Annotated in this window: 20 protein-coding genes; 17 read left to right on the top strand and 3 right to left on the bottom strand. The window is 56.6% G+C overall.

Annotated elements, in window-relative coordinates:
* Positions 1 to 14: 14 nt before the first annotated feature.
* From dnaA to DW189_RS01900, 15 genes are all read left to right on the top strand, one after another.
* A complete protein-coding gene (dnaA, locus tag DW189_RS01970; protein WP_055203390.1) occupies positions 15 to 1427 on the top strand; it encodes a chromosomal replication initiator protein DnaA in 1413 nt (470 codons plus the stop codon).
* Between the two features lie 254 nt (positions 1428 to 1681).
* Entirely contained in the window at positions 1682 to 2581 is a 900-nt protein-coding gene (locus DW189_RS01965) for a helix-turn-helix transcriptional regulator (RefSeq protein ID WP_022333109.1), read from the top strand.
* A gap of 43 nt (positions 2582 to 2624) precedes the next feature.
* Positions 2625 to 3152, top strand: coding sequence for a cupin domain-containing protein (locus tag DW189_RS01960; protein ID WP_117506684.1), 528 nt, complete (start codon positions 2625 to 2627; stop codon positions 3150 to 3152).
* A 121-nt stretch (positions 3153 to 3273) separates the two neighbouring features.
* Complete coding sequence (locus tag DW189_RS01955) at positions 3274 to 3486, top strand: hypothetical protein (RefSeq protein ID WP_022333111.1); 213 nt, start codon at positions 3274 to 3276, stop codon at positions 3484 to 3486.
* 174 nt (positions 3487 to 3660) lie between these two features.
* Positions 3661 to 4122, top strand: coding sequence for a thioredoxin-dependent thiol peroxidase (bcp, locus tag DW189_RS01950; RefSeq protein ID WP_018697190.1), 462 nt, complete (start codon positions 3661 to 3663; stop codon positions 4120 to 4122).
* A 25-nt stretch (positions 4123 to 4147) separates the two neighbouring features.
* On the top strand, positions 4148 to 4723 hold the full coding sequence (locus tag DW189_RS01945; RefSeq protein WP_117506683.1) for a hypothetical protein: 576 nt from the start codon (positions 4148 to 4150) through the stop codon (positions 4721 to 4723).
* 32 nt (positions 4724 to 4755) lie between these two features.
* Positions 4756 to 5769 carry a recombinase RecA gene (gene recA / locus DW189_RS01940; protein ID WP_117506682.1) on the top strand — a complete coding sequence of 338 codons (1014 nt, stop codon included), beginning with the start codon at positions 4756 to 4758 and terminating at the stop codon, positions 5767 to 5769.
* Positions 5770 to 5772: 3 nt separating this feature from the next.
* Entirely contained in the window at positions 5773 to 7989 is a 2217-nt protein-coding gene (locus DW189_RS01935) for a RelA/SpoT family protein (RefSeq protein WP_055203388.1), read from the top strand.
* Position 7990: 1 nt separating this feature from the next.
* A complete protein-coding gene (locus DW189_RS01930; RefSeq protein ID WP_117506681.1) occupies positions 7991 to 8461 on the top strand; it encodes a hypothetical protein in 471 nt (156 codons plus the stop codon).
* Positions 8462 to 8480: 19 nt separating this feature from the next.
* Complete coding sequence (locus DW189_RS01925) at positions 8481 to 8729, top strand: hypothetical protein (protein WP_055210468.1); 249 nt, start codon at positions 8481 to 8483, stop codon at positions 8727 to 8729.
* A gap of 71 nt (positions 8730 to 8800) precedes the next feature.
* Positions 8801 to 9187: an HIT family protein gene (locus DW189_RS01920; protein WP_055203383.1), complete on the top strand. Its 387-nt coding sequence runs from the start codon at positions 8801 to 8803 to the stop codon at positions 9185 to 9187.
* Between the two features lie 661 nt (positions 9188 to 9848).
* Positions 9849 to 10325: a helix-turn-helix domain-containing protein gene (locus DW189_RS01915; RefSeq protein WP_022333118.1), complete on the top strand. Its 477-nt coding sequence runs from the start codon at positions 9849 to 9851 to the stop codon at positions 10323 to 10325.
* Between the two features lie 571 nt (positions 10326 to 10896).
* Positions 10897 to 11694: a CPBP family intramembrane glutamic endopeptidase gene (locus tag DW189_RS01910; protein ID WP_117506680.1), complete on the top strand. Its 798-nt coding sequence runs from the start codon at positions 10897 to 10899 to the stop codon at positions 11692 to 11694.
* Positions 11687 to 12538, top strand: coding sequence for a metal ABC transporter solute-binding protein, Zn/Mn family (locus DW189_RS01905; RefSeq protein WP_022333120.1), 852 nt, complete (start codon positions 11687 to 11689; stop codon positions 12536 to 12538). The genes DW189_RS01910 and DW189_RS01905 overlap by 8 nt, the downstream gene beginning before the upstream one ends.
* Complete coding sequence (locus tag DW189_RS01900) at positions 12535 to 13305, top strand: metal ABC transporter ATP-binding protein (protein WP_117506679.1); 771 nt, start codon at positions 12535 to 12537, stop codon at positions 13303 to 13305. The genes DW189_RS01905 and DW189_RS01900 overlap by 4 nt, the downstream gene beginning before the upstream one ends.
* A gap of 100 nt (positions 13306 to 13405) precedes the next feature.
* Here the strand turns inward: DW189_RS01900 and DW189_RS01895 are convergent, their stop codons facing one another.
* The 3 genes from DW189_RS01895 to DW189_RS01880 form a co-directional block, all read right to left on the bottom strand.
* On the bottom strand, positions 13406 to 14638 hold the full coding sequence (locus DW189_RS01895; RefSeq protein WP_117506678.1) for an MFS transporter: 1233 nt from the start codon (positions 14636 to 14638) through the stop codon (positions 13406 to 13408).
* Positions 14639 to 15231: 593 nt separating this feature from the next.
* Positions 15232 to 15522, bottom strand: a complete 291-nt coding sequence (locus DW189_RS01885; protein WP_018697168.1) for a hypothetical protein — start codon at positions 15520 to 15522, stop codon at positions 15232 to 15234.
* A 289-nt stretch (positions 15523 to 15811) separates the two neighbouring features.
* Positions 15812 to 16822 carry a hypothetical protein gene (locus DW189_RS01880; RefSeq protein WP_259295420.1) on the bottom strand — a complete coding sequence of 337 codons (1011 nt, stop codon included), beginning with the start codon at positions 16820 to 16822 and terminating at the stop codon, positions 15812 to 15814.
* 139 nt (positions 16823 to 16961) lie between these two features.
* Here DW189_RS01880 and DW189_RS01875 point away from each other — a divergent pair, with 139 nt between their 5' ends.
* Both DW189_RS01875 and DW189_RS01870 read left to right on the top strand, forming a co-directional pair.
* Complete coding sequence (locus DW189_RS01875; RefSeq protein ID WP_018697166.1) at positions 16962 to 17825, top strand: prohibitin family protein; 864 nt, start codon at positions 16962 to 16964, stop codon at positions 17823 to 17825.
* Between the two features lie 563 nt (positions 17826 to 18388).
* Positions 18389 to 21244 carry a fimbrillin family protein gene (locus DW189_RS01870; protein WP_147326487.1) on the top strand — a complete coding sequence of 952 codons (2856 nt, stop codon included), beginning with the start codon at positions 18389 to 18391 and terminating at the stop codon, positions 21242 to 21244.
* The last annotated feature ends 35 nt before the right edge of the window (positions 21245 to 21279 follow it).

Genomic DNA, 21279 nt, shown 5'->3' with positions numbered 1-21279 from the left:
GTGCAACCCTTATCATGTTAAACAACACGCAGACATATAGCGATATGTGGCAGAACTGCCTTGACCGGATCAAGGCACAGACCTCCGAAGAGGAGTTCGTGAAGTGGTTCCAGCCGATCGTACCGCTCGAGTTCGACGGCACCAACCTGCGCCTGCGTGTTCCCAACGAGAGCTACGTACACCAGATCGAAAAGAACTACATCCCGTTCCTGCGTCCGATCATCTCGCAGCTCTACGGACAGCAGACCCGGCTGCACTATGCCGTGCCGCGTTCGACACCCCCGGCCGTACCCGTTACCGCCGATGCCGACACCACGGCCATTTCGCGTTTCAACACGCAGACCAACACCGCAAATATAAAGAATCCCTTCGTAATTCCGGGGCTCAAGAAGATAATCATCGACCCGCAGCTGAATCCGGGGCTCACGTTCGCGACCTTCATCGAGGGCGAATGCAACCGCCTGGCACGTTCGGCGGGCATGTCCGTGGCCGTAAACCCGGGCAACAACCCCTTCAACCCCCTATATATATATGGGGACTCGGGACTGGGCAAGACGCACATCGTACAGGCCATCGGCCACGAGGTACGCCAGCGCCATCCCGAGTTGCAGGTGCTGTATGTCTCGATGAACAAATTCCAGGCGCAGTTCCAGACCGCGTACAAGAACGGCGAAATCCCCGATTTCATCCATTTCTACCAGATGATCGACGTACTGATCATCGACGACATCCAGGAACTGACCGGGAAGACGGGCACGCAGAATGCGTTCTTCAACATCTTCAACCACCTGCAGCTGGCGGGCAAACAGCTGATTCTCACCTCGGACAAGCCGCCCGTGGAGCTGAAAGACATCGAACAGCGCCTGCTGACGCGCTTCAAGTGGGGATTGTCGGCACAGCTCAACACGCCCGACTACGACACGAAGCTCAAGATCATCCGCGTAAAGGCGCAGAAGTTCGGGGCGCAGATTTCGGACGACGTGGTGGCCTACCTGGCGGACAACATCTCGGCCAACGTGCGCGAGATCGAGGGGGCGCTCTCGTCGCTGGTGGCCAACGCCTCGTTCCTCGGGCGCAAGATCACCACGTCGCTGGCCAAGGAGATCCTGAAGGTCTACGTGCAGCTCTACCAGAAGGAGATCACGCTCGACCACATCATCGAAGTGGTGTGCGAATACCTGAACCTCGATTTCGCTCGCTTCAACTCCACGGAGCGGACGCGCGAGATCGCCCAGGCACGGCAGATCGCCATGTACCTCGCCAAACAGCACACCAAGGCACCGCTCACGACCATCGGGGCCGCCATCGGAGGCCGCAACCACGCCACGGTGCTCCACTCGTGCAAGGCCGTATCGAACCTGATCGAAACCGACAAGGCGTTCCGCCGGCAGGTCGAGGAGATCGAAAAGAAAGTGCTTGCGCAATAACCGGTTACAGGGAGGGGCTTCCGCCGGGAGGGGGTGCCCCCGCCACGAAGGCGCATCGCACAAAGCAGCCCCGGGCCGGAACAATTGCGGACACATACCGTAAAATCCAAACAGGGAGCCGTGACAGGTTTTGTCACGGCTTTTTTTTATATATTTGCGGCCTGGGCAAGCGGGCAAACCCGCCGCCCGCAAAACATCCTGAAAACTCCGGAAGCCCGCCACGGGCGCAACCGGAAAAAACAAGCGACCACCGCATGGATCAACCCAAACTCGAACGCCTGCTGCGGCTGATGAAGCTGCTCACGGCAAACACCACCTACAACGTCGACCAGCTGGCCGAACGGCTCCAGATGTCGCGCCGCACCATCTACCGCTACATAGACACCTTCCGCGAGGCGGGTTTCGTCATCAAAAAGGCGGGCGACTGCATCCGCCTCGACAAGGAGTCCCCGCACTTCCGCGACATCTCGCAGCTCGTGCATTTCACCGAAGAAGAGGCCGTGATCCTCAAGAGCGCCATCGAGAACATCGACGACACGAACCTGCTGAAACAGAACCTCAAACGCAAGCTCTACTCGGTCTACGACAACAAGACGCTGGCCGACACGGTCGTGCGCGGCAAGAACGCCCCGAATATCCGGACGCTGATCGAGGCCATCGACCGGCAACGGCAGGCCATACTGCACAGCTACCAGTCGCCGCATGGCGGGGAAGTCCGCGACCGCCGCGTGGAGCCCTTCGCCTTCACGACCAACTACGTGCAGGTGTGGTGCTACGATCCGGAGGCCGGGGCATGCAAGCTCTTCAAAACCTCGCGCATCGGGTCGGTGGAGCTTACCGCAGAGGCCTGGGAACACGGGGCGGAGCACCGCGAAGGGTTCATCGACGTCTTCCGCATGCACGGCGGCGCACGCCACCGGGTGCGGCTGGAGCTGGGGCTGCTGGCCTACAACCTGTTATGCGAGGAGTACCCGCTGGCCGAACGCGACGTCCGGCCGCTGGGGCGGGGAAGATGGCTGCTCGACACGCAGGTCGCCGGGTTTGCCGGCGTGGGACGCTTCGCCGTCGGGCTGCTGGACGACATCCGCATCGTCGACTCGCCGGAGCTGACCGCCTATATCCGCGATTATATCGCGGCAAACAAGTTGCTATAAGATTTTTTGCTATATTTGTAATACACATAAAACATCCGACATCATGAAAATAAACACGATCGCAACGCTGGGTGTGCTTTGCACGGCATTAGCAGCCGGTTCCTGCTGCCGGCAAACACCCCGAACGACTGAAACGCTGCCGGCAGCAGCGGCCGTCGTACTGCAGGATTACGGGACGGAACCGACCGTCCTGAACATCGAAAGCTACACGCTCGGGAACGAGAATTTCAGGACGGTGCTCTGGACGGGCAACAACCTGCAGGTCACGCTGATGACGATTCCCGTAGGCGGGGATGTAGGGTTGGAGCAGCACATGGGCATCGACCAGTTCCTGCGCATCGAAGAGGGTATGGCACAGGTGATGATGGGCGACAGCCAGGATAAGCTCGACTTCGTACGCGACGTGGAAGACGACTATGCGATCTTCGTCCCGGCCGGGAAGTGGCACAACATCGTCAACAAAGGCGACAGGCCGCTGAAACTCTATTCGATCTACGCCCCGGCGGAGCATCCCCACGGCACGGTACACAAGACCCAGCAGGAAGCCATGGAGGCCGAACACGCCCACTGACCCCACAGGATTCCGGCAAAAAACGCATGTTTCACAAAAAAACATGCGTTTTTTAATTCCGTGTCACAAGTTGTCACTACGGCGCTGTTCCTTTGTACCGTGAACCTAAAAGAAAACGATTATGGGAACAGCTTACAAAATCAGGTGCAGGCACTGCGGGGCGCAGTTCGAGCACCACATGCAACCGGGCTACGGCGTACTGCCGGTGTGCGTGGGATGCGGCGAATATGTCGAAACCGAAACGGCGATCCGCTGCCCGGCTTGCCGCAAGAAACTCAACACCACGCAGGAAGAGTTCAACGAACAGATCGAGGTGACCTACATGTGGGACTGAGCGGCGCGCGGCACACGCGGCAGGGCAACAAAAAAGTAGGCACGGAAGGGTGAAAATCCGCGGAAAATTCCTATCTTTACCCAAAATAGGCACTGCCCGGGCCTTGCCCCGGAAACGGGGTACAGCGCAGGGCTTGCACTATTTTTGCGAAAACGAACCTTTTTTCGGAAACGTATGACACAGTTACAGGCGGGGGATATGGCCCCGGATTTCAAGTCCACGACCCAGGACGGTGCGGCGCTGACGCTGGCCGACCTGAAGGGACAACGCACGATACTCTATTTCTACCCCAAGGACAACACCTCGGGGTGCACGCTCGAAGCCAAGAGCCTGCGCGACGGCAGGGCAGAACTCGCCCGCATGGGATTCCGGATCATCGGCGTAAGCCCCGACAGCGAAAAATCGCACCGGAACTTCTGTGCCAAGCACGACCTGAATTTCACGCTGCTCGCCGACACCGACCACAGCGTCTGCGAAGCTTACGGGGTCTGGGCCGAAAAGTCGATGTACGGCCGCAAATACATGGGCGTACTGCGCACGACGTTCGTCATCGACGCCGAGGGGCGGATCGAAAAGGTATTCACCAAGGTCGACACCGCAAACCACTACCGGCAAATCCTGGACGCATACAAATAGGACGGCACCAACCGACGACCGAGACATGAAATTCTTTGCGGGCATACTACTTTCGGCAGGCAGCCTCCTGGGGCCCCTGCAGCTTCCGGCACAAGGGCGGCCGGCGGCACCCGCGCATGAATTCGTGCAAAATCCCGCACGGGAATCCGCAGCGGAGCCGGGGCGCCACCAACCGGCGGAATTCGCAGCAGGGTATCCGGGCGTGCCCGCGACAGAACTTCCGGCCGAGTTCTCGGCCAAGGCGCATGCCGCCGCAAGTTCGCTGCGGATGCTTCCCCCCGAGGAGTTCGGGCTCCGGTGGCTGCAGGAAGAGGTAAACCCCTACCTGCGCGCACGCCGCAAACTCCACCGCACCATGCAGGAGCGGGCTGCGCAACAGGAAGAGTCCCTGATCCGATCCCGGCAGAAATACCCGCACGACCTGAACAGGCGAACCGGGCTCTGGGGAATAGGCAACACATCGGTCAACAACTGGAGCCCCTTCCAGGACCGGATGCTGGATGCCCGGACAATCAGCTTCCCAATGCCGCGCGGCACGAAAGCCGACAAGCGCACCGACCAGATGAAAGCCCTGGACAGGATGCGGCAACAAAAACGATAAAAAAAATTTCAAATAACGAGGAACTACACAAAATGGCAGAAAAAGTACAGGTAAATGCGGATAAGCTCAAAGTGCTTAACGCAGTGATGGAAAAAATAGAAAAGGACTTCGGCAAGGGCTCGATCATGCGCATGAACTCGCAGGAGGTGAACGACGTACCGGTCATCCCGACGGGTTCGATCACGCTCGACATGGCGCTGGGTGTGGGCGGCTATCCCAAAGGCCGCGTCGTGGAGATCTACGGCCCCGAGTCGTCGGGTAAGACGACCCTGGCGATCCACGCCATCGCCGAGGCGCAGAAAGCCGGCGGCATCGCGGCGTTCATCGACGCCGAGCACGCTTTCGACAGCTTCTACGCACAGAAACTGGGCGTGGACGTCGACAACCTGCTCATATCGCAGCCCGACAACGGCGAGCAGGCGCTCGAAATCGCCGATTCGCTGATCCGGTCGAGCGCGATCGACATCATCGTCATCGACTCGGTGGCGGCGCTGACCCCCAAGGCCGAGATCGAAGGCGAGATGGGCGACTCGAAGATGGGCCTCCAGGCCCGCCTGATGTCGCAGGCACTGCGCAAGCTGACGTCGAGCATCTCGAAGACCAAGACGGTCTGCATCTTCATCAACCAGCTGCGCGACAAGATCGGTGTCGTCTACGGTAATCCCGAGACCACGACGGGCGGCAATGCCCTGAAATTCTACGCCAGCGTGCGCATCGACATCCGCCGCATGTCGGTCATCAAGGACGGCGAGGAACAGTTGGGAACACGCACCAAGGTGAAGGTCGTGAAGAACAAGGTGGCACCCCCGTTCAAACGTGCGGAATTCGACATCATGTTCGGCGAGGGCATCTCGAAGATCGGCGAGATCGTCGACCTGGGCGTCGACTACGGCGTGGTCAAGAAAGCCGGCTCGTGGTTCTCGTACGGCGACCGCAAGATCGGCCAGGGACGCGACGCCGTGAAGGAGCTGCTGAAAAACGACGACGCGCTCCGCAACGAAATCGAGGCCAAGGTACGCGAGGCCATGAAGGCACCTAAACAATAAGGTATGGATTATACTGCCGAGGATGAAGTTATAATCAAGGAAAAGTGGGACGATCTGCTCCTCTCGTGCACCAAGATATGTAAGAACGACGAGGACTGGAATTTCATAAAAAGGGCATTTTTCCTGGCCAAGGAGGCACATCAGGGGGTAAGGCGCCGCTCCGGCGAGCCATACCTCCTGCATCCTATTGCAGTAGCCAAGATCGTCATCGAGGAGATCGGACTGGGCGTGAAATCGGTCGTGGCGGCATTGCTGCACGACGTCGTGGAAGACACGGAATACACCGTGGAAGACATGGAACGCATCTTCGGGCCGAAAATCGCCTCGATGGTCGACGGGCTGACCAAGATGTCGGGCGTGTTCAACGCCGAAACCTCGGAACAGGCCGAATATTTCCGCAAGGTGTTGCTGACCCTCTCGGACGACGTGCGGGTCATCCTCATCAAAATCGCCGACCGCCTGCACAACATGCGCACGCTGGGGGCGATGCCGATGAACAAACAGATCAAGATCACGGGCGAAACGATCTACCTCTTCGCACCGCTGGCCTACCGGCTGGGGCTTTATTCGATCAAAAGCGAACTGGAAGACCTCTGCATGAAGTACCGGTTCCCGCAGCAATACGCCGAGATCACACAGAAACTCAATGAAACCGAGGCGTCGCGCCAGGAGTTCATCAGCAAGTTCAACGCCCCGATCATCGCGGGGCTCAACCGCGACAACATCAACTACGAAATCTCGGGGCGGGTAAAGAGCGTCTACTCGATATGGAGCAAGATGCAGCGCAAACAGATCCCCTTCGAGGAGATATACGACCTGTTTGCCATCCGCATCGTGTTCAAGCCGCTGCCGTTCCCCTCGGAAAAGACCCAATGCTGGCAGGTATACTCCACCATCACGGACATCTACACCCCGAAACCCGACCGGCTGCGCGACTGGATCTCGATGCCCAAGGCCAACGGCTACGAGGCGCTGCATTCGACCGTGATGGGGCCCGACGGCGTATGGGTCGAGGTACAGATCCGCACCCAGCGCATGGAGGACATCGCCGAAAGGGGATTCGCCGCGCACTGGAAATACAAGCATGCGACCATCTCGCAGGACGAGGACGAATTCGACAAGTGGCTCAAACAGATCCGCTCGGCGCTGAACAGCCCCACGGAGAACGCGGTAGACTTCCTGGATAACTTCAAGTTATCGCTGTATACCTCGGAAATAGTGGTGTTTACACCCAAGGGAGAGGCCCGAAAAATGCCGTTCGGCGCCACGGCGCTCGATTTCGCATACGACATCCACTCGAAGATCGGAAACAGCGCCATCAGCGCCAAGATCAACCACAAGCTCGAACCGATCACCACGCAGATCAACAGTGGCGACCAGATCGAGATCATCACGGCCGACAATGCGCGTCCCAAGCCCGAATGGCTGGAGATCGTAACTACGGCCAAAGCCAAGCAGTCGATCAAGAGTTTCCTCAAGCGCGAGCGGCAGAACAACATCGAGCGGGGTATGCACATGCTCGATGAAAAGATGAAGTCGCTCAATATCAAGCTCAGCGGCCGCGTTCTGCGCAAAATAGTACCCATCTACGAGAGTAACAACAAGGAGGAACTGTACAGCAAGATCGGGGCGGGGATCGTCAACCTCGACAACCTCGAAAAAGTCCTGAAGGTCAACTCCAAAAGCAAAATCCTCAAATTCTGGACGCTGTTCATCAACAAAAAGGAGGAGGAAGACGGCGACGACGCCACCGCCCCGGGCGAAACCGCCCCGGAAAAGGAACCGGCGGCAGAACCCCAGTTCGAAATCGCCGAATGCTGCAAGCCGATCCCCGGAGACAAGGTCGTGGGGTACCGCGACCCGGCGACGGGCAACATCATCGTACACAAAGCCAACTGCGACGAGCTGGACAGGCTTGCAGCGCAATTCGGCAAGAACATCGTCAAGGACGAAATCAAGTGGTCGCAGCACAAGGCCATGTCGTACCTGGTCACCATCGAACTGCGGGGCATCGACCGCATGGGCATCCTGCTCGACCTGGCGAAGGTCGTGAGCGGCGATTTCAGCATCAACATCCGCGAGGTCAGCATCCACAGCCACGACGGCATCTTCGAGGGCAGCATAAGCCTCTATGTGAAGGATGCAGAGGGCCTGCACGACGTGATGGACAAACTGCGCAAGATAAAAGGTATTGAAAGTGTCAAACGAACCCTGAGCTGATATGGAAAACTTCTCGACCGTCCTATGGATCGTAGTGATCGCAGCGGCCATGATATTCAACGTGGTATCGCAGAGCCGCAAACAGGCGAAGAAACAGGCCCGGCAGGCCGGCGACAGGCACGCCGGCAGCGAGGCATGGCCGTCATGGGATCCGGCTGCGGGGCCGCAACCGGATTCAAGGGAGGACACTCCCGTCCGGCAGGCTGTGCAGCCGGCCGTGGCACCGGCGGCAACCCCGACGATGGCGCCGTCTGCCGGATTCGAAGATGCGGCCCCGGCGGCCGGTTCCGGGCACACTGCACCCCTCAGCGGGCGCAGCGACGTGCAAAAAGGCAGCATGACAGCCACGGAGCATCCCCACGCCGCGTATGACGACGCGCAGGAGGATGCTACAGCCGAAATAACCGAGGATTTCGACCTGCGCAGGGCCGTCATCTATTCGGAGATACTCAAGCCAAAATTCGACGAATAACGGGAAGGAGGATTTACCTATGACACCCGAGGAGACTAAATGGCGGGCAAGCGTTTACGCCCCCGAAAAAATAAGGCGGAAGCTGAAGCTGCAATACTGGCTGCTCGGCGCCTGGAGCGTCCTGGCCGGAGCATGGGTCGTAGTGTTATGCACGGGGAGGGACACATTCGGCTGGATGACCGCCGTGGTACTGCTCGCCGGTTATGCCAACATACTGCTCGGCATCGTCAACCACAGGCGGCTCCTGGCCGGGAAAAAGCCGTTTTAGAGTGGGTGGGGACAACAAACGCAAACGGCGAAAGAACGCAAAAAAATACGGAAATCACAAAAAACGAAGCTATGTCATCCATCTTTACACGCATCATTGCCGGCGAGATCCCTTCGTATAAGGTCGCCGAAGACGAAAACTATTACGCATTCCTCGACATCAACCCGCTGACCAAAGGGCACACGCTGGTGGTACCCAAAATGGAAGTGGACTACATTTTCGACCTCGACGACAAGACACTGGCCGGCATGATGCTCTTCGCCAAAAAGGTCGCGGCCAAAATCAAGCAGGAAATAGCCTGCAAGAGGGTCGCAGTGGTCGCCTTAGGGCTCGAAGTACCGCATGCACACATCCATCTGATCCCCATACAGAGCGAAAACGACGTGGATTTCCACCGCGAAAAGCTCAAATTGACGCCGGAAGAGTTCCGGGAAATTGCAGCAAAACTCTTCGGATAAGGGGCTGTTTACAAAAATATAATTACTTATATCATAAGCGGATAGTGGGTTATTAACACTATCCGCATTCTTTTTATTTAACATAATATTTGCGAAGAGCAGGAGTTTGCCGAAAAAGCACTTGCTGTTTACCGGGAATACCGGGGAAAATCGAATTTTTTATCGAAAAAGGGTAGTGTATTTACAAATGTAAATATCAAAGTGGAGGGCACTTTCCAATTGTAATTACAAATGTTAATCAACAACAAGCGTAATCCCTGTTGATTTATATTTTTGTAAAAACAGTAGGGGAGTGCAGACAAAGCCTGTCCGCAATGCAAAGTACATGAGTTAAATTGTTAAACAATCACACATATACACACTAAATACCAGCAAGTTATACTATTTATATACAAATTAAGTTAAACAATATCGGAATGGGTATAGAGTGGTTGTGCAAAATAGATTCCCAAGAGTAATTTTAGCATATAATTATGCTATTTATCAGCAATATACATATATTTATATTAACTAATAGTGGATAACAATCTGCCCGGATGAATTTAACGATATTATTTCTTTTACAGATGTAAACATTATCAACAATTATTAACATTTTACAAATGTAGATCTTACTTGTTTTACAAAAGAAAAAACTTTATATTTGTAAAAAATTACGCTGATGAGGGAAAAATTGCTCGATTTGATGAAAAACGAAGGATTGAAGCCGAGCCAGCTTGCAGAGCAGCTCGAGATCAATCCCGCCGGAATATCCCACATTCTCGCAGGACGCAACAAACCGGGCTTCGATTTGCTGCAAAAGATCCTCAGGAGGTTTCCCCGGATCAATCCGGATTGGCTGCTGCTCGATTCCGACAAAATGTATCGGGATGAATATCCGGCAGCCTCGTCGGGCCAGCAGGCCTCCCGTACAACGGCGGCACAAAGGTCGTCCCCCGAATTGGGCAACGACCTTTTCACGCCGACACTGCCGGGCGGACTTCGGGCGGATGAAAAACAAACGCAGGACGCCGACGGGCATGACGGATCTGCGACGCAGTTTCCGCCGGCGTTGTTCGGCAAAGCGAATATCAAACGCGTCGTCGTGCTCTATGATGACCAGACCTTCGAAAGTTTTACGCCATCGACAAAGCGTTGAAATAATCCATGCGGGCAGATGCCCGGAATATTCGATTCTCGGAAAGATAAAATTCGGACAACCCGGTTTCCGCTTCGAAACGGACGGTACGTGGTCTATTCCCGAAACACTTGGCAATTACTTATTAATAGGTAAGGAGAAATTCCTGGCAACGGTACAATTGCCTGTCTTCATAACCCGCTTTATTTAACATAATGTTAATATTAATTCAATAAAAAACCCCACAACGGTACAATCGCCTAAATGCGAACCCTCCCGAAACGGCGATAAAATTACGCCCCAAACCCTGAGCGCCTCTATGAGACTGGAAACGTGCGCCTAACGGGTTACTGTTCCGCAACGTAATAGCGATCCGGCGTTTCAAATATCGCCTGCGCAGGAATCAAGCTACGCTTCGGTCGTGCTCCAAATCCCTTGCAGGATATGCGCGCGCAAGCACGCCGGAGACACAAAAGCACAAATTTTATCCGCCTACATACCAACACCTTAACAAAATACCAATACGGCACATGGCGATCGTATGTCATTTCCGTGTTTTTTTGCTATTTTTGTAACGGTTAAATCAAAACAAATGGCTGGAAATGACTGCTGTATAAAACGCTCGGCAATTATCCTCGGGGCTTTCATGCTTTTTTTCGTGCTGTGGTATTTCAATATAGCCGTGAGGCCGTTCGAAGGCTGCATCGGCAGTTCGCAGACGCTCCATTATACACTGAATTACCTGTTGGCGGGGCTTATTCCGTCCGGGGCATTGTTCCTGCTGCACGCACGCCGGGACATCGCCTCGTCGATGGGCCTGTCGCACGGTTTCGGCACAGGGCTGCTCTTCGCCGTAACGGCGACGCTGCCGATGATCGCCGGGTATGCCGTCATCGGCGAGTTCGACCGGGAACTCTCTGCCGACGAAGCATTTACATGGATATTCATTGCCGGGATGTTCGAAGAGCTGGTATACAGGGGATTCGTCTTCGGACAGCTCTTCAGGTACGCCCGCTGGGGGTTTCTGCCCGCGGCACTGTTGGCGGCACTGGCATTCGGATCGTTGCATCTCTACCAAGGGCACGACCCGGTATCGGCACTGACGGCCTTCGGGGTTACGGCACTGGGCAGCATTTTTTTCAGCTGGCTCTATGTCGAATGGAACTACAACCTCTGGAGCGTAATCTGGCTGCACACTCTGATGAACCTACCCTGGATAGTGTTCCGCGTAAGTACGAGCGGCGCCGTCGGCGACATAGGGGCCAACGCGTTGCGGCTCTGCACCATAATTCTGGCAATCGGCCTGACTGTTGCATACAAGAGGAAACGGGGACTACCCTACCGAATACAGATCAATACATTAATTACCAACAAGATACAAGATGCGTAAAATCTACATCGCCCTACTCATAGCCATCGTGTGCGGCGGCTGCACATCACGCCGCCAGGCGGACGGCGAGCCGCTGTACGTCTCGATCCTGCCGCTCCGGAGCCTCGTACAGGGAATTGTCGGCGACGATTTCGACATCGAGGTACTCGTACCGCCTGGAGCGAGCCCCGAAACCTTCGAGCCGACACCCCGACAGTTCGTCGGCCTGAACAAAGCCCGCATGGTCTTCAATGTCGGGCTTATCGACTTCGAAACCACGCTGTTGGCAAAGATCGAAGACCAGGCGAAGGTGGTCAACCTCAGCCGCGGCATCGAGCTGATCGCCGGCACCTGCTCGCACGGCAGCCACGGCCATACGCATACGCACGGCATCGACCCGCATGTCTGGACATCGCCCCGGGCATTGCAGAAGATGGCGGAAAACGCCTATGAGGCGATCCGGGAAGCCTATCCAGACTCGGTAAAGTATGAAACGAATTACAGGCTGCTGCAACAGGAACTGAAGGCACTGGACGAACGGACGGCGGCACGGATCGCCGCAAGCGACGTGGAATATTTCATCATCTACCACCCCGCCCTCACCTACTACGCCCGGGACTACGGGTTACGGCAGATTGCCATCGAAGCCGACGGGAAGGAACCGTCGGCAAAACAACTGACACAGCTTATCCGGCAGGCGCGCGAGGACGGCGTGCGGCGCATCCTCTACCAGAGCCAGTTCCCGGCATCGGCCGTGGAGGTCATTGCCCGCGACATCGACGCCGAGTATGCGGAGGTAGACCCGCTGCGTGAGGACGTGATCGCAAACATCGAAGAGATAACCGGCATAATCACACGGAGATGAACCTGGTGACATTACACCACGTCGGCGTAGCGTACGACGGGTACGAGGCGCTGAAAAATGTCGACCTCACGATCGCACAGGATGATTTCCTGGGAATAATAGGCCCCAACGGAGGCGGGAAAACGACACTCGTGAAGGCGATCCTCGGGACGGTACCCCACACCGGCGAGGTCGTGCTCTCCCCGGAGTTGTTCCGCGGCAAGGAGCGGCTGATCGGATATATGCCCCAGATCAGCAATTTCGACCGGACATTCCCGATCTCGGTGCTGGAGGTGGTATTGTCGGGGCTGCAAGGGCACCGGGGCTTCGTTTCCCGGTACACGAAGGCAGACCGGGCAAAAGCCCTCGGGCTGCTCGAAACATCGGGGATCGGGGAGACGGCACGCAGCCCCATCGGCGAGGTTTCGGGCGGGCAGATGCAGCGGGCGCTGCTGTGCAGGGCGGTGATTTCAGACCCGAAGCTGCTGATACTGGACGAGCCGGCGAATTTCGTGGACAACAAATTCGAAAACGAGCTTTACCGGACGCTGCGCGAGTTGAACAGCCGGATGGCGATCGTCATGGTGTCGCACGACATCGGCACGATCACCAGCGTGGTGAAGGAGATCGTCTGCGTGAACCGCCGCGTGCACCGCCACCATTCGAACGTCATCACCGAGGAGCAGCTGCGCAATTACGACTGCCCTATTCAGATCGTATCCCACGGGCATATCCCGCACACCGTGCTGGAGCACCATCCGGGCGACTGCTGCTGCGACCACGACTGATCCGGGGCGGGACAGCGCACACGCCTGCCTGCGGCTGGGGCGCGATGCCGGCAAGGCCGGCTCCGCCAGCCGCCGCCCAAATGTACCCGCCGCAGACCGGTTACACGGTCTTCGCATTCCCGGGCAGGGTTATGAACTTCGTCAGGAAAGCCCCGAAAAAATAAAGCCCGGCCAAAATCCATACGACGCCCTCGCCGCCGACCAGCCGGTAGAACACCCCGACGATGGCGGGGCCGACGAAAACCGGAAGCCCCGCACCGAGGTTCAGCACGGAAACAGCCGCCCCCTTGTCCTTTTTGACAAGCGAGGGCATCAGGGCCGACAGCGGGACATATCCGGCAAGCAGGGCGCCCCAGAGTACGCCGGCAGCCATCACCACCCAGAAATTGCCCGCCGAAAACTGCGGCGAATAGTAGAACAGCAGCGTGGTGATACCGCAGCCCACGCCGCCGAACCAGATAATGGTGTTGCGCCACCCCACTTTGTCGCCGACAAAGCCGAAAATGAGGTTGAAGACGATGTTGGCCGTGAAAATAGTGCCCCAGATCCGGAGCCACTCGGTCGTCGTGAACCCGTAATCGGCCATATACATCGGGAGGAAAACGGGAAAAGCGAATTGCGCCGTGGTGTTGATTACACGGACGATGCCGCCCAAGAGCACCTTCGGTTCCTGCTTCATGATGGTGATACCCTTCAGCAACTCCCTCATCTTCTCACGGGTACCGCCCGCAACGGCAAGCCGTTTCTGCGACTTGTTCATCACCAAGGCGAAAAACGCCCCCAGCAAAGCCCAGAATACGGATGTCCACAGCGTATTGATATTGCCGATGCGCTCGATGGCCCAACTGGAATAGTAGGCCCCGAGGACGTTGAGCCCTCCGGTAAATACGAACCAGAACCAGCCGACGGCCTTTCCGAGGCCGTCCTTGGGCGCGGCATAGGCGATCCAGACCAAAAAAGAATAGGCGAACAGCGGATAACCGAACCCGCGCAGGGCATAGGTCGCGAGCATCAGCGGGTAATGCAGCCCGGGCAGCGACAGACCGACGAAGCCGCAGGTACCCAGCAGGTAGAGCACGAGCCCGGCGAACATCGTCCGTTTGACGCCGTACGCCTCGGCCAGGACGCCCGAGAACCACGCAGAAATAGCGATGGTCACGCCGTACATGGTGAAAAGCCCGGCGGATTGCTCCAGGGACAAACCCCGGCCGATGAGGTACGGGCTCAGCCATCCCTGCTCGATGCCGTCGCCCATCATGAAAATAAGAATTCCCAAATACGCCCAGGCAAGGGGTTTGGGCAAGCCGATCTTGTCAAAAATTGTCCGGTTCATAGTAAGTATGGGTTTACGCTGGTCTGGGGTTTCGTCGATATTCCGGCGTCATCGCCGTTGCGCCCTACCCTTTCCGGAAAATTCCGGATAAAAATAGCCGCGATGCTCCGGGTAGACAAAGGAACAACAAACGAAATATTAATTTTCTTTTTACAACCCAACAAATATACTTATTTTTCATAAAAAAGCAAAAATAAGAAAACAAAACACAATAATAAAAAGCAATCCATAAACCGGGGTGTTTGATTTCAGTATAGAACCGGCATGAAAAGCGCACGCGAGGATGCGAGGGAGGACAGACGGGAACAGGGGCGAAAAGGGAGCGCGCGAGGACGCGGGGGGGGGCAGGGAAAGGATAAGGGAGGAACAGACGCGGTACAGGAAAATACAACGGGGAGAATCGCGGAGAGAAGTGGCGGGAAGGACGAGAGATGGAGCGAGTAACAGGCAGGAAAGGGTGCCGGGAGCACTGCCCAGGAAACAGCTGGGGAAAGGCTGTCGAGAAAGGCTTTCAGGAGAGCTGCCAATGCCGGATGAAGGCAAAAAAAGCGGTTCCGCCATGCAGAACCGCCCGTATTCGGAACGAACAGGCTTTACTTTTTCGCCTCGTTGATCTTGCTGAGCTTCTCGAAGAGTTTTTCGAACTCACCGACCATCTCGGCACGCAGCGCAGCATAGTGCTTGCGGACAAGCGAAGGGTTATGCGGCTCGGCGGGATTGTTCGCCTTGGTGAAAAGGTCGTTGCGGATAGCCACGGCTTCCTGCATCACCTCGAAAATCTCCGTCTCTTTCGAAGGCTGGAAACAAATTGCCATATCGCAGTCGAAAACCACCTCTTCCAGACGATAGTCGATCTCCTTTTTCAGGTACCTTAAATTTGCCATATTATCGTGTATTTAAAAATTTCCTGGACAAAGGTACGAAAAAGCTTTGGATTACCAAAGGTTTATCGGGCGGGGACGATTATTAAAAACTTTTATTATCATTTGCAGCGGTTCGGAAAAAGGCCAACCGGGGCTCCCGAGATCGGATCATCAGAAACCGGAGGAAAACCACTGCGGCTGGCAGCGGAGCCGCATCGGCATCGGCATAGATTGCACCCGCCGCCGATGCGCACCTACGAAAAAAAGGATTCCCTTCTTTAGGGAATCCTTTTTATCGGCGGATACCGGGCTACATCCTTTCGAGTTCCCGATAGGTCTTTTTGCCGGCTTTGGCGGCGGCCTTGGCGGCCTGTGCCTCCTTCCTGGCGATCTTGCGCGCGGCACGTTCCTGTTCGCGGGCGATGCGTCGGGCTTCATGGAGTTCCTTCTTTGAATAGTGGCCGGCCTCCTTCAAAGCTTTCCCCGCCTCGCGCCGGGCTTCGCGAAGGTCTTTCCGGTAATCGGTATCTCCGGGCATCTCGACGATGATACCCGTTATCGACTCGTCGACAACCTCGCATCCGCACGGCTCGCAGGCCTGCTCGGCAGGCCGGGGTGCGATTTTGGGCTTGGGGATCATCGTGCGCTGCTCGACAATGCTGCCCGCACCGTAATTGATCGTCAGTTCGACGCGGCGAAGCGGCGGCAGGATATGCTTTATCATATACTCCCAGGCCGCAGGTATCTTTTTCAGTGCCAGTTCCTTGGCATCGGACGACTGTTTCCCGTCGAGGATTCCGAGCACGGCCTGTTTGTCGGGCACGGGCGACTGGGCGACCAGCGCACGGCACATCTCCCAATCCTCGGCGACGGAATTCAGCGTGACGTCGTACTTCTTCGAAAAACCATACTTCTTGTCAACGTAACTCTTGAAATCCCGGGCACGGTTCCGAGCGAGGGTCTCGTTGAACGCCCGGGGCCCGTCGGGCGAAGAATAGCCCGTAATTTCGACCGATTTGACATTCATCAGCGTATCGCGCATGAGGTTGTCCACAAAGGCGTTCAGCCCGTCGAGTTCGCGCGAATTGCCGTCGAGCGCCGCGGAAAGGCTGGCCAGGTTGATCTGGTAACGGATCGAATAATCCGTGTCGCCCTGACGCTTCACAAGGAACCTGCGGACGATGTAATCGCCGTCGGTGGCCTCCGACAGCATCACGGTGTCGGCCGCAGGCGCCGGCACCGCGCTCCCGGCCCGGGCCGTCGCTCCGGCAGCGGCACACAACGCAAGGGATAGAGCGAATGTTGTAAAGATTGTTTTCACGCAATAATGGTGTTGGTTAATTCATGCCACCCTATTCGCAAGATTCGTACCACGCTAAATGCCCCGGTGCGGAACAGGATCAGGATTTTTCGTTATATTTGTAAAACCTTATTTACCATAAATCTATCCCGACAAGCAAATGGATCTCCTCGACAATCCCAAAATCAAGCAGATAAAACCCCGCTATCTGCTGCTCGCACTCATCCCCGCAGTGCTGTTGTTAATCGCATTCATAAGCTGCACGACGATCGACAGCGGTTCGGTCGGCATCCGCTTCAAGAAATGGTCGTCGGACGCCAGCCAATACGGAGGCGTTCTCGGAACGTGCAAAGGCTGGGTGTGGTACAACCCCATCACGCAAAAGATCTTCGAATACCCGATCTACGTCCAACGCAAAACCTACGAACCGTTCCGCGTCAACGCCAAGGACGCCTCGGAATTCACGATGGATCCGACGATCGCCTACCGGCTCGACCCGGACAAGGCCACGGCCGTATTCACCAAATACCGCAAGACCCTCGGGGAGATCGAAGACGGTTACATCCGCACCTGCATCTACGAGGCATACCGTACGTGTGCCAACCAGTATACGTCGGACTACCTGATGTCGCACCGCGGGGAATTCGAATCGGAGGTGCGCAAACGCCTGGAGGTGAGCCTCTCGTCGGAAGGATTCCTGGTGGAGGAATTCACGTCGCAGATCACCCCTCCGCAATCGCTCGCCGAAGCCATCAACGCCAAGAACGAGGCCGTACAGAATGCGCTGAAGGCGGAAAACAAGGTCAAGGAGGCCGAGGCGAACGCCAAGATCGAAATCGCCAAGGCACAGGGCGAGGCACAGGCACTGCGCATCAAAGGCGACGGCGAAGCCTATTACAACCGCGTCGTGGCACAATCGCTGAGCCCGCTGCTCGTGCAGCAGGACGCCATCGACAAATGGGACGGCAAACTCCCGACATACAGCGGCGGCGGCGCATTACCGTTCATCAACATCGGGAAATGACCCGGAACTGCATGCCGGGAAATAATCCCGGAAGCGATACATGAGGGGAGGGCATATACCCTCCCCTTTTTATATATAAAGGTATGGATCATATTCGCATGGGGGGGGGAAATGCCCTCGCCCAAACAAATACGTCTTTTTAATAAACATTTCAGACCGGAATCATATCCCTCTACGCCAAAATTGCTACTTTTGTCAAACAATGGGAAATTACCGGACATATCTGAAACACACTTCTGCGGAACATTCGCTCCGTAAGGCCGGTCATTTTACCCCCCCCACGGGACTGGGCACATAGTACACTAACAACCAACGTATTACACCCATATTCAGGGATGCTCTCAAAAGAGCATCCCTTTCTTGCGTTTACCTGTCACTTCCCTTTTAACAATAATCCTACAAAATGAAAAGAAAAAGCTATGAGATGCCCTCCGTCGAGGAGGTGCTCGTGCTCGTCGAACAAGGTTTCGCAGCGAGCCAGGTAGAAAAACCGGATGACGACACCAATGAATACTGATGTGTCCGTTCGGGAAACTTATGTGTATGACTAAAAAAATAAGACGATGAAAATTAACAAATTATCGTATTTATTGCTTGGGGCAGCCCTGTGCGGCTGTACGACGGACACGACAGAAGAGTCGGGAGCGAAGCAAACCGATGCGGACTTCATCGTACGCGCCACCGTCGGGGACGACGGACAGACCAGGGCCGATATGACGGAGGACGGGCTGAGGTTCTCGTTCAGCGCCGAGGATGCCGACCGGATCGGCCTGTACCTGAACTATCCGGCCAACGACTGGACGGATCAGAACCTCTGTTTCGAAGCCGTGAACTCGCAGACAAAAGGCTGGGTGGATTTCAAGCAGGTGTCTTCCTCGACATTTGCCATCCAGGAAGGGCTGAATGTTTACGCCTACTACCCGTACGAAGAAAACGAAGCCCAGGTATCGGGGACAACGGACGGCACGGCCGATTCGCGCGCGGCCGTGTCGAGCAACTGGGCGGGTACGCGCAACCTCGAAGTCCCGGCCGAACAGCAGCAGGTTGCCGGCGACGACTTTTCGAATCTGGCAAAATACTATGCACTGGCGGCCGTGCCCACCACGGTGGTCAACGATACGGACAATACTCCCACGGTAAAACTGAGTTTCTCGGGGATATTCGCGCTGCTCCGCATCCGGCTGGTGAACGATACGGACAACGACGTAACGATCGGCCGGGTCGATTTCGAGGCAGCCCGGAACCAGCCCCTGACGGGGCTCTATACGGCAGACCTGACGGCGAACCCCCAATTCGGGAATACGGACTACAAGACCACGGCCGTAGCGGGCAGAACGGACAACAAGGTATCGGTGACGCTCGCCGCCCCGGCGACCATCGCGGCCGGAGGAGACACCTATATTTACGCCGTAGTACATCCGCTGGTGGTCAGCTACTGCGTGATTACGGCATGGACGACCGACGGCTACAAGTTCGTGGAACGCAAGACCTTCAACGACAATACCACGGTATCGTTGCAGCGCGACATCCGCAGGACGTTCAGATGCCCGATGTCGGAGAGCAACAAACTCCCGGTAAATGCCCCGTCCCAGGATGCAGAGGGGTATTACGAGATCGACTCCTACGAGGACATGCTGTGGGTTTCGGAGAATGCCACCGACGCTGCGAAGAAATATAAAATGACGCAGGATATCGACATGACGGGCAAAATCTACACCCCGATCGGATTCGGCACCAATTACACCGAAGGCGCCAAGGCACAGGAGTTCGCAGGCGAATTCGACGGCGGAGGCCATACGATCAGCAACATCACGGTCAATCCGTCGTACCACACCTGCGTGGGGATTTTCGGGGCTACGAAATCGGGCGCCGTGATCAAAAACCTGAAGGTCGCCAACCTCACCTACGAGAGCGACCTGCCGTCGGAGAAGGCAGGCCAGCGGAAATGGATCGGCGGACTGATCGGGTATGCCCTTCCCGGAACGACGGTTTCGGACGTGGCACTCACGAACATCAGTCTGACGGCAAACGGGAGCAAAGAAAGTGCCTCCACCTCCTACCGCATTGGCGGCGTGATAGGCCTGATGGAACTGGGATCGGCGGAGGTTTCACTCTACAAGAACATCACGGCCGACGGCGTGACGCTGACGGGCGGCTACGCACTGGGCGGTTTCGCGGGGACGATGCAGCAAAACGCCCGTATCGAGGAGTGCTCGGTGAAGAACGTCACCATCCGGCATAAGAACCAGATACTGTACGGGGAGACGAGCTATCCGGCTACCGGAGGGTATGTTTATGCCTCTTCGTATTTCGCGGGCGACGTGAACCAGGGAACGATCGACATCACCTGCTCCGGGGAGCTGGTCAGCGGGACGAATTCGCGCGAAGACCTCGACGGGCTCGGGTCGATGTACGAGTCGACGTGGGACATACAGCCCTATGTCGGCGAATTGTGCATCAGTACGCTGACCCTGAACGGCGAGGCGCTGAGCCGCAAGGTGGAGGTCGCAACACCGGAAGAACTGGCCGCAACGCTGGCATCGCGCGGCGGCGAGATCGCCGTGACCGCCGACCTCGACCTGACCACCGCGCAAGCAGTGCAGGTCAACTACCCCACCGTGCTTACGCTCGGCCAAGGGACGAAGATAACGGTCTCGTCCAACAAGCTGAACAACTACTCGGATCTCACGGTTTCGGGCCCAGGCTCCATTACGGGCGATTACGGCCTGATCCGGAATTACGCAGGGGCAAACCTGACCATCGACGGGGGCGCGACGCTCGAAACGACCAATAACCAGCAGGGGTCGGGTATCCTGAACAACGGCGGCAAGGTCGTACTCGAGGACTGCACCGTCAACGCGGCTTTTTACGCCGTTGCCAACCAGGGCGGCGGCTCGCTGACTGTCAATAACGGGAAGTTCTCCTCGACGGCGCACAACGGAAACGGCCAGTGGGCATATTGCATCCGCACGTTGGGCGAAGGCACGCAAACCGTCATCAACTACGCCGAGGTATCGGGCGTACAGGGAGCCGTGGCGGTCGACTCGGGCGGCAAGGTGACGATCAACGACGGTATCTTCTCGACCTACGATCTGTCAGGCATGGGCAACAATTTCCACGGACTGGCCGTACTGGCCGACGGACATGCGGTCGTGAACGGCGGTAAATTTTACAGCGAAGGGCACGACTACTGCGTACGCCTGGGCGACGACGGTGCGGCAGCGGCTTCCGACCCGAGCACGGTCGAGCTGAAAGGCGGCTATTTCGGCGACATGGGGCTCGACAAGATCAAGGGTGGCACGACGATCACCCCGGCTGCAGGTTACAAATTCGAACAACTGGCTGAACCGATTGTCGAGCAGTCCGCGACCGTACCCGGAAGAACCAACACCTACAAATACCGGATCGTGGCCCAATGACGGGCATGGTCATCACGAAACGCCTGCGGCGGCCG

The sequence above is a fragment of the Alistipes sp. AM16-43 genome, assembly GCF_003435745.1.
Classification (GTDB): domain Bacteria; phylum Bacteroidota; class Bacteroidia; order Bacteroidales; family Rikenellaceae; genus Alistipes; species Alistipes onderdonkii.
The sequence above is the reverse complement of the archived record's forward strand: the minus strand, read 5'-3'. Positions and strand labels throughout refer to the sequence as shown.

Coding starts and splice junctions, on each gene's coding strand:
- DW189_RS01960 (WP_117506684.1), top strand. CDS start 2,625: ATGAAAATAAACACGATCGCAACGCTGGGTGTGCTTTGCACGGCATTA.
- DW189_RS01875 (WP_018697166.1), top strand. CDS start 16,962: ATGGATCTCCTCGACAATCCCAAAATCAAGCAGATAAAACCCCGCTAT.
- DW189_RS01935 (WP_055203388.1), top strand. CDS start 5,773: ATGGATTATACTGCCGAGGATGAAGTTATAATCAAGGAAAAGTGGGAC.
- bcp (WP_018697190.1), top strand. CDS start 3,661: ATGACACAGTTACAGGCGGGGGATATGGCCCCGGATTTCAAGTCCACG.
- dnaA (WP_055203390.1), top strand. CDS start 15: ATGTTAAACAACACGCAGACATATAGCGATATGTGGCAGAACTGCCTT.
- DW189_RS01910 (WP_117506680.1), top strand. CDS start 10,897: ATGGCTGGAAATGACTGCTGTATAAAACGCTCGGCAATTATCCTCGGG.
- DW189_RS01955 (WP_022333111.1), top strand. CDS start 3,274: ATGGGAACAGCTTACAAAATCAGGTGCAGGCACTGCGGGGCGCAGTTC.
- DW189_RS01885 (WP_018697168.1), bottom strand. CDS start 15,522: ATGGCAAATTTAAGGTACCTGAAAAAGGAGATCGACTATCGTCTGGAA.
- DW189_RS01925 (WP_055210468.1), top strand. CDS start 8,481: ATGACACCCGAGGAGACTAAATGGCGGGCAAGCGTTTACGCCCCCGAA.
- DW189_RS01895 (WP_117506678.1), bottom strand. CDS start 14,638: ATGAACCGGACAATTTTTGACAAGATCGGCTTGCCCAAACCCCTTGCC.
- DW189_RS01915 (WP_022333118.1), top strand. CDS start 9,849: ATGAGGGAAAAATTGCTCGATTTGATGAAAAACGAAGGATTGAAGCCG.
- DW189_RS01965 (WP_022333109.1), top strand. CDS start 1,682: ATGGATCAACCCAAACTCGAACGCCTGCTGCGGCTGATGAAGCTGCTC.
- DW189_RS01930 (WP_117506681.1), top strand. CDS start 7,991: ATGGAAAACTTCTCGACCGTCCTATGGATCGTAGTGATCGCAGCGGCC.
- recA (WP_117506682.1), top strand. CDS start 4,756: ATGGCAGAAAAAGTACAGGTAAATGCGGATAAGCTCAAAGTGCTTAAC.
- DW189_RS01905 (WP_022333120.1), top strand. CDS start 11,687: ATGCGTAAAATCTACATCGCCCTACTCATAGCCATCGTGTGCGGCGGC.
- DW189_RS01945 (WP_117506683.1), top strand. CDS start 4,148: ATGAAATTCTTTGCGGGCATACTACTTTCGGCAGGCAGCCTCCTGGGG.
- DW189_RS01870 (WP_147326487.1), top strand. CDS start 18,389: ATGAAAATTAACAAATTATCGTATTTATTGCTTGGGGCAGCCCTGTGC.
- DW189_RS01920 (WP_055203383.1), top strand. CDS start 8,801: ATGTCATCCATCTTTACACGCATCATTGCCGGCGAGATCCCTTCGTAT.
- DW189_RS01900 (WP_117506679.1), top strand. CDS start 12,535: ATGAACCTGGTGACATTACACCACGTCGGCGTAGCGTACGACGGGTAC.